Below are 15,609 nucleotides of genomic sequence, written 5' to 3' on the forward strand. Positions count from 1 at the left end.
CCTTCATCAGGTCTGTTAATCGGTTATGGTAACCGCCTCGGTATTGACCAACGTATAAGGCTCGCCGTTCTCCGGAAGCACTTTCGTCTGCCGGAACGTAATGTTCCGGGCATTCGTACAGGTCGCGCCGTTGCGGGCGGTTAGCTGCACCCGGTCGAAGACGATATTTTCAATCGGCATTTCCGGAAGCCCTTTGATGTGCAGCGCCGTATGCGCTCCGATGCACGTTGTGTCGCTGATATGGAAATCGCGGAATACCGGCGTTTCCTCCGTAACGGCCACCGGATCGTCCGTATTGTTTTTGCCTGAGTAATAAGAGCTGAATATGATGGCTTCCTTGGCGATATCCTTCATGAGGACGCCTCGGATATAGATGCGTTCGACCGTTCCGCCGCGGCCTCTCGTGCTCTTGAAACGCAGACCTGCGTCCGTTCCGATAAACACGCAATCCGTTATGGCAATATTCCGGACATCGCCGGACATTTCGCTGCCGATGACGAAGCCGCCATGGCCGTGGAATACTTGGCAGTTCCGTATCGTGACATATTCGGTTGGGACTGCCAGCGCCCTGCCGTCGGCATCTTTGCCGGACTTGATGCAGATGGCGTCATCGCCCACGTCGAATACGGAATCGTATATGTTCGCATACCGGCAGGAGTCGAGATCTAGACCGTCGCCGTTCTGCGAATGCCACTGATTCCGGATCGAGACATTGCGGATGGTCACATGCTCGCACAGCCAAGGATGCACATTCCAAGCCGGCGAATTGCGGAAGGTAGGGCCATCAAACAGCACTTTGCGGCACCGGTCCAATTGCACCAGCGTCGGCCTTAAATGGTCGCGGGCCGGCTCGAACGCGGACGGATCCTGCACGTTCTGCGCAATTAAGCTCTTCACGAGCGCCGCGCTCTTAAGCGACTGCTCCGTTGGCCACCAGACTCCGCCTTCCTCATAACCGCCGGACTGGATCAATTGCTTCCACTGCCCCTCCGTCAGCTTCATTCGTTTCACCGGCCGCCAAGCCTCTCCCGAGCCGTCGAAAATACCCGTTCCCGTTATGGCGACATTTTCCAAATCCTCTCCATAAATGGCCGGCATGCATCTAACGGTGCGTAATCCTTCGTAGCTCGTACGGATCAACGGATAATCGTCGCGGTTCGCGCTGAAATGGACGAGGGCCCCCGCGTCGGCATGCAACCGAATGCCGCTTTGCAGCCGAATCGGGCCGGTCAGCCATAGACCTGCAGGAATAAGGACCGTGCCTCCGCCCTGCGAGGCGCATGCTTCTATCGCTGCCGCGAACGCCTCCGTATTGTCGCTTAGTCCGTCTCCGATCGCGCCGAAATCGGCAATGTTAAACGTCCCGTCCGGAAATACCGGCAATTCCACTTCAGGCATGTCGAACGGCAATGCTTCGTTGCCTGCTTGTTTGGTCATCGCCACTTGTTCGTGCCTCCTTCAATCGTATGGATGTTAACGTTGTTTATATAGTAAGAAACGGCCTTCGCCGGTTCGTCCGCTTCCGGCAAATCCGCGGTCACAAGCGGCGTTTCCGCATGCGGCTCCCGGCGCATCGGTCCAGTGCGAAGCACGAGCTTTTCGAGCGTGTAAGCCGGCATGGAGAACTGGAAAGCCTTTGGAGCCGGCTCGCCGTCTACTTCGAATTCAAACCGCTGTCTATCCGTATCGAAGCGGACGGTCAGCTCGTACCACCGATCCGGCTCGTAGCGCTGCAACTCCTTCCAGGTGCCGGCTTGCAGTACTTGCAGCGTTCCGTCCGAATGAAAACGAATCCGTATAGGCGCCGCGCTCTTGGCATCGCATAGCTCGATATACAGCTGGCCGTCATTCGCCTGCTTCGCCAATATCCGGATTCGAAGCTCGCCTGCGGCGCATTCCTCGAACACGCGCTCCGCCTTCGCGTAATCGTAGGGATCCGCGTCGTTCAGCTCCAGGCTCCTGTCGCGCTCGGATGGAAACGCCGCGACGGAGACGCTCGCCCATTGCGGGCTGTACACGTTCCAGTCCTGCACCCGATCTTCTGGCGACAGGTTGTCGAACGTATCGTTGACCGGCCCGCTGACCCGGTACTCAATCGGCACCGGAATTTCGCTGACCCAGATATCCTCCTTGTTCGCGCTGTAGGTCACCCACATGCTGCCGCCCGGCGGAGAACCGTCTGCCGCTTCGATGCCGCGGACATAGCTGTTGCCGTAATTTTTATGAAACCCGAAATAGCGCCTCGGCGGAACTTCCCCGTTTACGACGAGCAAATCGTCAAACGTTAACCCGTCATCGCCCGTCACGACCGCAAGCGGCCATCTGTGGTTGCCGATCGGCGAAGGATTGTATAGAAGCGCATATTTGGAATCCGAGGTGCGTTCTCCCCACACTTTTCCGCCTGCCATAATAAGGGATGGAGAGCGCGTCTGCTTGGACCATGTACGCCCTTCGTCCTCCGTTACCGCATGAACCGAATGCTTCCATAGCCCAGCGATCCGTCCGTCAGGCAGCCGGTAAGAGTTGAAGGCCGTTCCCCCTTCCACCGCGTAGAAGCCGTCCCGGCTGCGATCCTCTTCCCACCATTGAAGCGTGGTCACGCGGTCCGCCAGCAGCTCCTCGCAGGCTTCGCGAAAGCCTTCGTCTCCGGACTCCGTATACAAGGGATACTTTATGTTCTCCTCGGACCAGCCGGAATGACGGTTCAGCCGGACGAAATGGATCGGCCCGGAGCTGCCGTCCTCTCCGATCTCTCGCACGACGCGGCCAATGCCTTTTCCGTTGTTCGGACTGACGCTTGGCAGCGGGCAAAATCCGTAAAACGCCGACGCCAACAATCTGCCGTTCGAAGCGGCGAAAAAGCCCATCCGTTGATGCATGACGCTATACGTCCCCTCCGGAAGAATCTCGCCGTCCGGATAATGATGCTCTTGATCCAGCTGGTATGGAGGAAACAAGACGACGGGCATCGACCAATGCCAGCCGTCCTTCGATGTCGTCTGCAGCGTCTGGCCTGGCGGCACATGCTCGTGAACGGGGCAGCTAAGATACTCCAAATAAAAGCAGCCTTTCCAGTAGGCCAGCATCGGAGCATGGTTGTAGGTCCAACCGCTGCCCTCCGACAACTCCGGATGCGAACGGTTTGCCCGCAACACCTGTCTGCTCCGGACGCCAATCGCGGGACGCAGCTGTCCATGATGATAGTCCAGGTTGGCGGTCACGCCGCCGATATATCGAATTTGGTTCTCCGGTTGATCCATTAGGCCCTCCATTAGTTAGGTTAACTACACTTTACACGGTTTTGGAACTATATTTATAGGCTAATCGCACCGTGTTTATAGGGGAAAAAGAATTTAGAAAAACGGCGGTGCAGGTGTCGGAAGAAGATCGTGTAATTAGCATGCCAAGTGGCTGCAGTATGTTAAGAAGATCGTCATTTCCGGCACGATAGACAAGGTGGAATGGCACAATACGATGGGAAGTCTGAAAAAGCCGGGCCCGTAATGATAAGTCCCGGCTTACCTGTTCATGCTGTTATGATTGATTGTCCATCCGTTCGATTTCCGTGCTGGCGAGAATAAACGGAGCAACGCCCATCATCGAATCCTGTACAACCGGTTCGCTGAGGTAATATTCATAGGAACCATCTCTGTACGGATCGCCTCCAAGTCCTGCGCCTGCGCAAATTTTCGTCAAGTGAACGCCGCCTTCGTCATCGAGCTCGATCAGGCGGTCCAACATTCCCTCATATCCCCGTTTAGCTGCCGAGGCAAAGCCTTTTGTCAAGTAATGAAGTCGCACTCCTTTGGCGAGCGCATATATAAACATCCCCGAACTGGATGCTTCAAGATAATTGCCTTTCCGTCCGCCTTGGTCAAGTACTTGATACCACAGACCGCTTTCCTTATCCTGCACCTTCACGAGCGCGCCAGCCATTCGTTCGAAAATGCCGCAGAGCTGTCCGCGCATCGCATGATCGCGAGGGAAATATTCCAGCGTATCGGCAAGCGCCATTGCGTACCAGCCCATTGCCCTGCTCCAGAAGTGAGGAGACTTGCCGGTCGACGGGTTAGCCCACGCTTGCTCGCAGGTTTCGTCCCAGCCGTGATATAACAGGCCGGAATTCCGGTCGCGGGTATGCCTCTCTACGGTAAGCAGCTGATGTGCCGTCACATCGAACCACTCCGGCCGATCGAAGACAAGCGCATATTCCGCCATAAACGGCGATGCCATATACAGACCGTCCAGCCACATCTGGAACGGATATCTTTTCTTATGCCAGAAACCCCCGTCGCTCGTCCGAGGTTGCCCCTTTAATTGATCGGCCAGCAGGTTGATCGCTTTCTCGAAGCACGGATCGCCGGTTTGCCGAAGCATCAGATACAGCAGCTTGCCTTGGTTAATATTATCGAGGTTATAATCCTCCAGAACGTATTGTTCAATCGTGCCGTCCGCATGAATGTGCCGGCTCATATTCAGCTTAATAAAGTCGAAGTATTTCGAATCAACGGTCAGCTCCCATACTCGTTCGAATGCTTTCAATGTCATGCCGGTGACATAAGCCCACTTTTTCTCAAGGCGAGGGTGATATCCTTCCGGAGAAGCGTTTTGCAAAATGTAGTCAGCCGTTCTTACAGACCAAGCATGGGGTCGGTTCATTTTGTCCTCCTTCAGTTCAAGTTAGGTGACCTAATCAATCGAGAGGAAACGCGCCCAGCATCCTGAGATAGAACGGATGTAAACGTATAGCTCCCGGACTCAAGCTCATAGATCGCTCTGCCATTCGTATAGTCGACAAACCTAACTCCTTCTGCCATTTGAATCGTCCGTCCGCCCTCCAAGACAGGCTGTTCGCGATCCGCCGGCAGATAAAGCTTGGCCGTCGTATTGGCTGGAATCGTTACGGAGTATGTGAATTGTTCCCCGTTTAGCTCCCACTCGCTTCGAATCACCCCGCGAACAGAGTCATATGACCCTTTGACCCAAGTGATCTGTTTGTCTATGTCGATACGAGGCTGCAGGATAATGTTCTTGAAGCCGGGTTGCGTTGAATCCGCGGCAATGCCGACCATATATTTATACATCCATTCCGCAATCGCGCCATAAGAGTAATGATTATATGAATTCATGCGTATATCGCCAAAACCGTCTTCAGCCGAATAGGAATTCCAACGTTCCCAAACCGTAGTGGCCCCATTTTTTACCGAATATAACCATGATGGCATGGCATCTTGCAGCAACAATTTATAAGCAAGCTCCGTCAGTCCAACATCGGATAAAACAGGTGCGATCACGTTTACGCCAAGGAATCCGACAGACAAGGTGTTCTCGGCATAATGGACCCGCGAGCTGTTTGGATGCGCTGCTTTGTATGCCTCATTATTTTGGATGTTGTCGGCCAGCAAGTCGATCATTTGCTGCTTTTGGACTTCGTTTTCATAGAAGCCTAACTTCAAACACCATAGCAGCGCAGCTTGGCTATTGTCTTCCAAAATAATGTTCTCGACGCCTACTTGATCCGGGTCGACATCATACTCCAATGACGCATAACCGCCTGAAGACAGGACCATTAACGCTCCATCTTTATCGATACGAAGATAGTTTTGAATAAAGACTGTTTTAATATGTTCGAACAGTGTTTCGTATTTCTCCACGTCATCCTTGTTCCCGATTCCTTCAGCCATGCTCGCCATCAGCTTGGCATCATATGCGTAATAAGCATCGCTCATGAGCTGCCGGTCCGTTCCTTGGAAGTTCAACCAGTCCCCGATGCTTCCCGTCCCTCTATACGTTTCGCCTGTCTGTTCATAGATCCAATCCATATGACGGTTCATTGCCTCATAATTTTTGCTAATGATGGTTATATCCCCGGTCATCTGCCATACTGTCCACGGCACGACAATGCCCGCGTCAGCCCAACCGCCGTTGCCGGCAAAACCTCTGAAATTCGCATACCTTCCGCTCGGAGCCGTCGATGTAAACGCGCCGTTTCCATACGTATCTTGATTTTCCACGAGCATATCCATCCAATTCTCGAGAAAGAGGGCGGCATCCATATTATATAGAGCGGTATTGGCAAATAACTGCGTATCGCCCGACCAGCCTACGCGTTCGTTTCTTTGCGGACAATCGCTTGGAATCCACAAATAATTACCGCGTTGCCCCCACATAATGTTGCTATAAAGTTGATTGATATCCGGATGCGATGTTTTAATACTCCCCGTTTCCGGAAGGGCCGACATCGCTACCTTCCCCGTCAAACTTTTAATCAGCACGGATTCGCCCTCGACAATAGCGACTTCAACATATCTGAACCCATGATAGGTTAAGGTTGGTTGGTAGGTTTCTTCCATCGCGGATTCTTTTAACGTGTAGTAATCCGATGCTTTCGCATTCCGCAAATTCGCGGTATATATCGAGCCAGCCGGACCGTCTGCGCCATTGCTGTAATCATTCAGTATTTCCGCATAACGAATGCTGATTTGAGTCCCTTTCCGACCCTGGACCGTAATCCTCGGAATGCCGACCATGTTTTGTCCCAAATCATAGATCGCAACATCGCCTGAAGCAATCGTTACGGCACTTCGCCAGGCAACCTCTAAGTCCGTAACGCTTCTTGCATGGTCGACTTTGATTTCTCCTCGGCTGGTTGCGCTAGCTTTATTGACAACGTCGGTATATACGGTAATTCCTTGAGGGACACGGTCTAAACCATCGATAATCTGCACGGTATGACCATGATACGATGTCACGTTTACATTCGGGAAGGTGCTTCGATAATCATGCTGCTTGACCTCGCGCCACTGTGAATCGTCAAAACCGGCTTCCGTCCAGCCTTCCTGTTCCATCGTGGCATCATACGATTCGCCGTCATAAATATCGTCGGCTCTCACTGGACCCGTATCGGTCGCCTTCCAGCCGGAATCGATATCCGTCACAATCGCTTGAGTCGTTTGATCTTCATAAGTGATGAATAGCTTGCATAATAACCCCAGATCATTCCGTTCATCGTTATAATACACCGTTTGTTTCTCAGGGGACGGCGCCTTGGAAATTCGGCCATTCCACCACCCATTTCCTAGCGTGAATGCTAGCGTTGCCACATCATCTCTTATAAAAGGGGTAACATCATACGTCATGTAGTTAATGGTCTGATCGAAGTTCGTCCAGCCCGGAGGCATGAGCTCGTAGACGCAACTGCCATCCTCTTTGACAATCCCTAGCTTATGCCCATTGATATAGGCATCGTATACGCCCAATGCCGAAATATACAGTCTGGCTTGCTTGATCGCCCCGTTCAACTTCGTTTCTTTTCTAAACATCGGCGCCCCGGAGCTTTTAGGCTTCTTGCCATCCATCGCGATCCACTTGGCCCCATCCCATCCCGTTATTCCGTCTGTTGACCGTAATCCGGTTTCAAAATACGCCTCCTCTTTTGCTTTAACCATGTGACCATTCTTATCCCAAACGATGATCGTCCAGTAATAGCGAGTCGTTGGCTGCAAGGTTTTGCCCATATAGGCGATCGCTACCGATTCATTGGACTCGACTTTACCGCTATTCCACAAATCGGCAGTGTCTTCCGCCAATTTCTCCGGCATGGTTGCTGCTAGAATCTGATAAGCAGTCTGCTTCTGTCCCCGTTCGGTGGAATTCATCATCCAACTAAAACGCGGCGCCTCTACATCAATGCCGATTGGATTGCTCCTATGTTCCACTCTTAGATTTGTAATCAATACATGGTTGCTCAAATCCAGTTCCTCCCGCTAGGTTATCTTGCGCGCTTCGTTATGAAGATTGAGTGACCAAATGGACTCCCGACTCGAGCGTGACGCATTCGCCCGAGCGGAGCTTAAGGCTAATGATCGCCTCTTCCGTCTCGACAACAGCCCCGTCCTTCCTGATCAACGCCCTACCTCCGAATGGATTGACGAGACGGATCGTTTCATTGCGTTCGCTGTACACGGTAACATGCTTTACCTTTCCGCCTTCTTTGCTTCCCGACAGCAGAAACGCTCCCTCCACCCGGATGCCCGCGAACGAGGCGTCTTTGAATCGCCGGGACAGCCCCGTGAACACCCGGACGGTTCCTCTGACGCATTGCACGTACATTTCCAATACCGCCGCCGCCGCGGCGATCGATGCTTCTGCCTGCATGGTATCGCCCCCGGTAAACTGGCAGAAGCCTTCATAGTTGGCGTTATGCCTGGTCGCGTAGCTCGGCATCATGAACACCTCCCTCAGCAGGTGTAGAGAAAGCAGCGCCATATCCGCACGGCCCATCCGGTTGTGCAAGATCGAAGCCCAAGGCATCGACCAGCCGGCCCATCGCCCCATGCCTTTGTCGATCCATGACTTATAAGCGTTCGAGACAGCCTCTTTCTGCGCAGGATCGTCCATTTGGATGGTGTCGAAGGGAAAGATGCCGGCCAAATGAGAATGATGGCGATGCGATTCGGAGAGCGGCTGTCCTTCCCACAGATACAGCTCGAGCCCGGGCTTCGTGCCGAACTCTTGGAATTGCCGCGGTCCGGCCGTGTAGGGAGGCAGCTTCTCGCGGATGTCGGCTGCCATGGCCGCGGCATCCGGATCGATTCCGTACTTTTCGTCGAGCTCCAACAGCTTTTCGCATAAGAAATGGACATTGACAAGAAAGAAGGTCGAATTCCGGCCGAGTCCGGCTTGCGACGAGCCGCCGAATTCCGGCGAAACGGTTACCGGAAGCGAATAGCGATCCCCTTCGGTCTCCATCATTTCCCTGAATACGCGAAGAGCCTTGCTCATGAATGGAATCACTTCATCCAGCAAGTATGCCTCGTCTCCGGCATACCGGGCATACTGCCACATCATCTGGGCGACCCACGAGGTGTTCGCCTGATCGATCGTCCCTGTCCACATGCCGCCGACCGGACGGCCGCGGTCGTCTACCGAATGGCCAAGCATATATCCGTCATCGATGCCGACAAAACGTTTGGCGTTCAGCGCCAGCGTCGGCTTCCAACCATCGATCATGGAGAACAGCGGCTTCAGGCTGTCCAGCAAATTGGAACCGTATGCCGGCCATAAGCATTGTTGAACATTAATATTGAAGTGATAATCGCAGCTCCATGGCGGATTCCGGTATTCCTCCGCCCAAGGGCCTTGCAGCGTCGGCGCGATCCTGCCCGGCATGGAATTGCCTAACATCCGGTAGATGCCCAAGTAATACATGCGTTCAATCTCGGCGTCGGGCAAGGAGATATCCGCCGCCTGCCGCCATAATGCCAGCCAACGCTCTCTTGTTTCACTTGTTGCGGCGGCATACCCTCCGTTAGAGGGAGAAACCGAATTCAGCAGCGCGTTTGCCGATTGTATTGCCTGCTCCGGATCAGCGCCGTATTCCGCGGCGATCGCGAGCGTTCCCCCGCGCTGCCTCATCCTTACGGCGCATGCCGGATCCTCCGGCAGCTCCTGCACCCAGCCGTCTTCTATTGCTTCAGGGGCCGGAATCCCGAAGTCGTCGAAGTACGCCTTCGTTTTCTCGAAGGAATATGACGGTACGGGCGTTATGCTCTCGAACAGCTCTTCGCCGCCCGAGAGCAGCAGCATCGGCTTATCGATCAGAACGGCAAGATCGATAACATGCTCGCGTTCGCCAAGACGGCACACCACCCGGACCTCGCCTTCGTTCATATGCAGGTTAGCCGAAACCAATCGCACATCCGGCTTCAGCCTCGCTTCGATCCGTCCCATCGCCAGCCGCGTCGGCCGTTTCTCCTTGCCGTTCATCAGCGTAATCGGGAAGAGCTCCCGCGCGCCTTGGAAATCGCCGCTCTCCAGCAGCGATTTCAGTTGGCCGTACGTACAATCGTCCCGCCAGATCGTTCCGCCGCGATGATCCCAATAATCGGCCCGATTGATCGTTAGCATAACGGTCTGGTCCTGGAACCAGATCAACGCGCCGAACACGCCGTTCGACAACGGAATCCCGTCATGACAATAACCGGTGTCCAGCGTCCACGGCACATCATAGGACGGACTTATCTCAATGGCTTTCATAATCCTCCGCCTCCTTCTCGAATCGTTAACTCTCCTCTTCCTTGCCTGCAGCCGACAACCAACTCTTGCAAGAGCTGGTCAAGCGGCGGGTTGCAGCCCAGCCGTCCTTCGAGGCGAAGTCCCACAAAGATCAACTCGCCGCGCCCGTGCCGGACCGAGCCGACGACAGGCACTCTGCGTTTGCGCGCTCCGCCCGATGGGGTCCCGCCCTTCGGCTTCGCGTACGCATAAAGCAGCGGCGACATAGACTCCGCGTACCAACCGCATCCGGTCAGAGCGTCTATTCGGTCCAAGGTTTGGTTATAGAAGAATTGGAAATCGGAAGCCTCGAATCGCTCGAGCCGCTTATCGGCTTCGTCGAAGGCCAGCGTATACAGGCTGCCCGTTTTCTCCTGCCGCACGGCGATATCTCCGATTCGCCATTCGGCTTCGCCTCCCTCGTCCGGGACGATGATCGCCTTTGCCCCCGCTTCGATCCTTCCCGCGATCTCGGTTTCGTGGAGACGGAATGCCTCCACTGAAGATAAGAAGATCACGTCGAAAGGGAGGCTGGCTTCATAAGTCCGGCAAGGCAAGCCCATCGCGGCGAGCAGCGCTTCCGCTGCGGTTCCGATCGCTGCCGCATTTACCACGGCTGTAGGTTCGCCATAGACGAACGTAACGTCGTTCGGGAATACCTCGATGTCGAACCGCTCGCTGTTGAGCAGTTCTCCGGCACGATTATAGGCGGATATGTCCGCTTGAAGCGTGCGGCGTCTATCGACCGCCGGCATGACAAACGGCACGGAGCCGACATAAGCGGAATCGGCGCCGCCGATGTCGGCTTCCAGCTCGAAGGAAGCGTAATCCTCGGTCTCGCTCCGAAGCATCGCGACTAGCTTCATGCCTTGATAATCATCGGGCGTATCATTAAGCAGCCAGGCTTCCAGCTCGAGAAGTTCGCCTGCATATGCGCGCCATCGGTCGCTCCGCCAATGTACCCGCAGCGGCTCCAGAGCGTCTTTGTAAGCAAAATAGGCCGGCTTCGGCACCCGGTCGGCTCCGACAAGCGATTTCATCCACCCCGACGGCCAAGCGTCGATGAGCAGATGGATGGCTGACTGCACGATCAGATCGGCGCGCCGGCGGATCGCGTCGGTCATCAGCCTTGTGACGAATGCCTGGTATCGCTGGCTCCGCTCGATCCAGTCTCCGATGCGGTCGGCTTCCGGATACCAATCGCCATGATGCGAATACGTCTGGCTGTCGACGATCGCGTCCGGCATCCAAGGGTCGTCCGGGTTCTCCGGCAGCCATTCAAGCGGATAGCGCTTGTGCATGAGGGCAAGATGATCAAGCGCCTCCGAGCCGTATTCCCCGCATCCGGTCTTCCAATCCTTCTTGAGCGGCGGAAGCCCGCCCTTGTAGAGCTCTCCGAACGAGATCATATGATTCGTATACCACATCGTATAGCAGTGATAATCGGAGAGCCCCGTTTCCGTCGGCGGATCATAATCGCCTTCCGCGTTTTTTACGACGCGGTCCGGATTCTCGATATAAATGGCATGCCTTGCCGATGCGAAGAACGCTTCCATTTCGTCCCGGTACAGATGCCGATGTCCTTTGCCCCGCTTGGCGGGACGGGATGGCTCGTTGATCAGCGATACCATAATGACGCTCGGATGGCTGCGTACGAGCCGCTCCATCTCTGCAGATTGCCTCACTGCCTCGCAGAACTTGTTTCGACGGATAAAACCGAACGCCGGCAAATCGCATTGGTTCATCATGCCGAGACGGTCCATGTAATCGTAAATTTCTTCTTGCACCGGTCGTTGCGTGATCCGATAAAAGTTCAGATTGGCCAGCTTCGCAATCAAAATATCGTCAATGAGCTGCCCTTCGTCGCCTTGCATGACGCATTGCTGGAGATGCCCCATCTCGTTCGCGCCCCGCAGCAGAATCGGCCGTCCGTTCAAATACAGCGTCCCTTTCGGCGTCGCCGCTTCGTCCATCCTGAAGGATCTCATGCCGAAGCAACGGTCTTTGGCATCCTGCAGCTCCCCTTCGCGGTCCAGACTCGCCCTAAGCCGGTATACCCGCGGCGCGTCCGGTTCCCAGCTGCGGAATGCCGGGAAGGCGATTTTATAACGGTAATTGTTCATGCCCGGACCCGCATAAGCAATCGGGAAGCGAATGCCGGAGAGCCCTTCTCCCTCGAAATTGTCCGCAAAAACGTCGACCGTCAGCTCGGCTCCTTCGATGAGACCCGCCGTCATGTTCATGACGTCGATCCACGCCTCAAACGATCCGTCCTCGGGATTGGGTCTAATAAAGATGTCGTCTACGAACAGCTCCGCCCGTTCCTCCAGAATCACATGGTTATAAATGCCCGCGCCGGGCGGGCAATGATGCCAGCCGTACACCGGCTCGTCCCAGCCCGGACCCGTGGCGGCGTACATCTTGTCTCCATCGAGCCGCGTGCCGCCGACGCCCATCATCGGATAATCGTTTTTCACTTCGACAACGAGCACGTTGGTCTCCTCAAGCAAAGAAGTGATGTCGAACTCGAAGGGAGCAAACAATCCTTCATGCCGACCAACGCATTTGCCGTTCACGTAAACGGCCGCTTCATAATCGACAGCCTTGAAGACAAGAAACGTTCTCCTTCCTGCTTGCGGCTTCGGATAGCCGAATGTCGTCCGATAATAGCCGGTCCAGCGTCCCTTCTCCTTCGTCGGCCCGCGGAAGTCGGGGATCGAGACCTGTTCCCACTCGCCTTCGCCCCGCAGCACGCGAGCGAATTCCCCGCTTCCTCCCTCCTCGTAACGGAAATCGAAGCTGGTCAGCTTCCCGTTGGGACGGGTATAGGCTGGTGGCGGCGATAGCTGCCTTAGATAGGGGCGATATCGCTCGCGAAGCTCGGCCAATTCCTGCCCGAATCGGCTCAGCCGTTCCTCGAAGCTCGGCTCGATCATTCGCTCGGCAGTAGTCTCCCCCCTCCCGAACAACCTCTTCGTCCATTCGCGCGGCCGGATTTCGGTCATGCCTTCCTTTACAAGCGGATGCTCGCGAAGCGCGATTTCCGCGAAAGGATCCACCGTCTGTGAACGATTCACCTGCGTTGATTTCAATGAAATGCCTCCTTCTCCAAGAAAGAATGATAGTCTCTGGCGCCTGTCTAGCACCGCGTAATCGTATAGGTTACGCCCGGCTCCGTTCGAAACTCCACGACGCAAGGAGCGATCTCGCGAACCTCGACCGCTTCCGTTCCGGCGGTTACCTGCACATTGCCATCGGTTCGAATTCGGCAGTGCTCGCCATTTGCCGATGCTATGACGGCTTCGCTAAGGACGCAATCCGTCCATGCCAGCGATACCGTAAAGCCGCCGCGCGCCCGCAATCCGGATACGCGGCCTCCCTTCCACGCCTCCGGCAGCGCGGGCAGCAGGTTGAGCTCGCCGGCATGGCTCTGCAGCAGCATCTCGGCAATCCCCGCCGTCGCCCCGAGATTGGCTTCGATCGTAAGCGGATAAAAGGTCAGCTTCGGATGCCGGTGGGCGTTGAACAAATTGTCAAACGGATTTTTAAGCAATTTGGTCAAATAACGATGCGCCATCTCGCCGTCATCCAGCCTCGCGAACAGGCTGATCAACCAGGCGAAGCACCAGCCTACCGCGTCTTCCCCTTCGTGCTGCAGCCGAAGGTCGATCGATACCCGGCAAGCGTTAGCAAGCTCGGGGGTGCGTCGATGGTCGAGCTCGCCGCCCGGATGCAGCGGATAGAGATGGGCCATATGCCGGTGCCCGGGCTCCGCTTCTTCGAAATCCGAGAACCACTCTTGCAGTTGTCCGCGGCGGCCGATCTGGAATGGGCGAAGGCGCGCCCTTGCAGCGGCCAGTTCAAGGCGCAGCTCCCGATCGATCCCCAGGTGGTCGGACGCTTCCATGCAGTTTCCAAAGAGCTCGCGGAGCAAGGCAATATCCATCGTGGCGTCCATGCTGACGGCCGCTTTACGTCCGTCCGGCAAGGCGAATGTATTCTCCGGCGAGGTGGACGGATTGGAAACCAAGTAGCCGTCCGCATCCTCGACGAGGTAGTCCAGGAAAAACAACGCGGCTTCTTTCATGATCGGATAGCCGACCTGGCTCAGAAACGTCCGGTCTCCCCCGAACCTGTAATGCTCCCATACATGCTGGCTGAGCCAAGCTCCCCCCATCGGCCAGTACGCCCAGCTTGCGGGGCCGCCCGACGGGCCGCCGGACGGCGTCGTGATTCGCCAAAGGTCAACGGCATGATGGCTGACCCAGCCTCTTGCCTTATAATGGGCAGACGCCGTTTCCCTGCCGGCAATCCGCAAGTCCTCCAATAGACGGAAGAGCGGCTCGTGACATTCCGCAAGATTGCATACCTCGGCTGGCCAATAATTCATTTGCGTATTAATGTTGACCGTATAGTTGCACGACCACGGCGGTCTCATCGACTGATTCCAGATCCCTTGCAAGTTCGCCGCTTGCGTTCCCGGCCGGGACGACGATAGAAGCAAATACCTTCCGAATTGGAAAAATAGAACGGCTAGCTGCTCGTCTCTCTTGTCTTCGCGAAGCGCCCGAATTCGTTCGTCGGTCGGCAGATGCTGCAGACCGGGGGCATCAAGCTCAAGCTCCACCCGTCCGTATAGCGCCCTGTAATCCTGGACGTGCCGGTCCAGCAGCTCGCCGTAGGAAAGCTTGGCAGCCGCATCCAGGCAGGAGCGGCATAGCTCGGCGGGGTTTCGCCCCTCCAGGACGGGATTCTTGTCGAACCCATTGAAGCTGGTCGACGCCGCCAGGAGGAAGGTTACGGCGTCCGCGCCTTCGATCCGGATCCGTCCTTCCCCGTCCTCCGTCGTCGCTCCGCCTTCCGGCAGGGCGAGCAGCTGCGCCTCGAAGCGGATGCCCCGTCCTTCCTCATAGATGACCGGATCGTTGCTCCGGGCATGAAGCGGCTCCACATGCGACGGGCTTCGTCCCTTCATCGCAAGCTTATCGGCGGAGACCCGGAGCGCCTGATGCCGCAGCTGACTGTCAAGCGATGCAGAAACGGCTATCCGGCCGGGCTGATCGGCGGTAAAACGCACGACCATGACCTGATCGACCGCGGAAACGAACGTTTCGCGCACATACCGAACCCCGTTCAATGTAAACCGCGTCCGGCAGACCGCATCGTTCAGGTCAAGCTCGCGCCTGTAATGCTCCGCTTTGCCGGTCTCCTCCAGCTCGAGATACAAGTCGCCTAGCGGCTGATAGGACTCGGACCACGGCCCCAGCATATGCTCTTCGATCGTCCGCTGGGCTTCCGGGTATTTCCCTTCGAATACGAGCTTCTGTACCGTCTCCAAATAGGCTGCCGCCTCCCGGTTATTCGGATCGTACGGATGTCCCGACCATAACGTATCCTCGTTTAGCGAGATGCGTTCCCGAAAAATCCCGCCGTACACCATGCCTCCCAGCCGGCCGTTTCCTACGGCGAGCGCGTCCACCCATTCCGCAGCAGGATTGCGATACCACAGCATTCCTTCGTATGTTCCCAAACCGTCAACCGTCTTCATACCCA

7 protein-coding genes are annotated in these 15,609 nt (G+C 55.7%); all 7 read right to left on the bottom strand.

Annotated elements, in window-relative coordinates; all coding sequences use genetic code 11:
- Positions 1-15: 15 nt before the first annotated feature.
- Positions 16-1,437, bottom strand: coding sequence for a glycoside hydrolase family 28 protein (locus MHH82_RS15670; RefSeq protein ID WP_036663590.1), 1,422 nt, complete (start codon positions 1,435-1,437; stop codon positions 16-18).
- Positions 1,434-3,260 carry a sialidase family protein gene (locus MHH82_RS15675; RefSeq protein ID WP_340966649.1) on the bottom strand — a complete coding sequence of 609 codons (1,827 nt, stop codon included), beginning with the start codon at positions 3,258-3,260 and terminating at the stop codon, positions 1,434-1,436. Before MHH82_RS15675 ends, MHH82_RS15670 begins: the two co-directional genes overlap by 4 nt.
- A 274-nt stretch (positions 3,261-3,534) precedes the next feature.
- Positions 3,535-4,659 carry a glycoside hydrolase family 88/105 protein gene (locus MHH82_RS15680; RefSeq protein WP_015735292.1) on the bottom strand — a complete coding sequence of 375 codons (1,125 nt, stop codon included), beginning with the start codon at positions 4,657-4,659 and terminating at the stop codon, positions 3,535-3,537.
- A gap of 11 nt (positions 4,660-4,670) precedes the next feature.
- A complete protein-coding gene (locus tag MHH82_RS15685) occupies positions 4,671-7,751 on the bottom strand; it encodes a family 78 glycoside hydrolase catalytic domain (RefSeq protein ID WP_340966651.1) in 3,081 nt (1,026 codons plus the stop codon).
- A gap of 37 nt (positions 7,752-7,788) precedes the next feature.
- Positions 7,789-10,038, bottom strand: coding sequence for a glycosyl hydrolase family 95 catalytic domain-containing protein (locus MHH82_RS15690; RefSeq protein ID WP_340966654.1), 2,250 nt, complete (start codon positions 10,036-10,038; stop codon positions 7,789-7,791).
- Positions 10,035-13,148: a glycosyl hydrolase 2 galactose-binding domain-containing protein gene (locus MHH82_RS15695; protein ID WP_340966656.1), complete on the bottom strand. Its 3,114-nt coding sequence runs from the start codon at positions 13,146-13,148 to the stop codon at positions 10,035-10,037. Before MHH82_RS15695 ends, MHH82_RS15690 begins: the two co-directional genes overlap by 4 nt.
- 47 nt (positions 13,149-13,195) lie before the next feature.
- Positions 13,196-15,604 (bottom strand): glycoside hydrolase family 95 protein, encoded by a 2,409-nt coding sequence (locus MHH82_RS15700; RefSeq protein ID WP_340966657.1) that lies wholly within the window; start codon positions 15,602-15,604, stop codon positions 13,196-13,198.
- Positions 15,605-15,609 lie beyond the last annotated feature (5 nt).

It is taken from the genome of Bacillus sp. FSL K6-6540, from assembly GCF_038007545.1.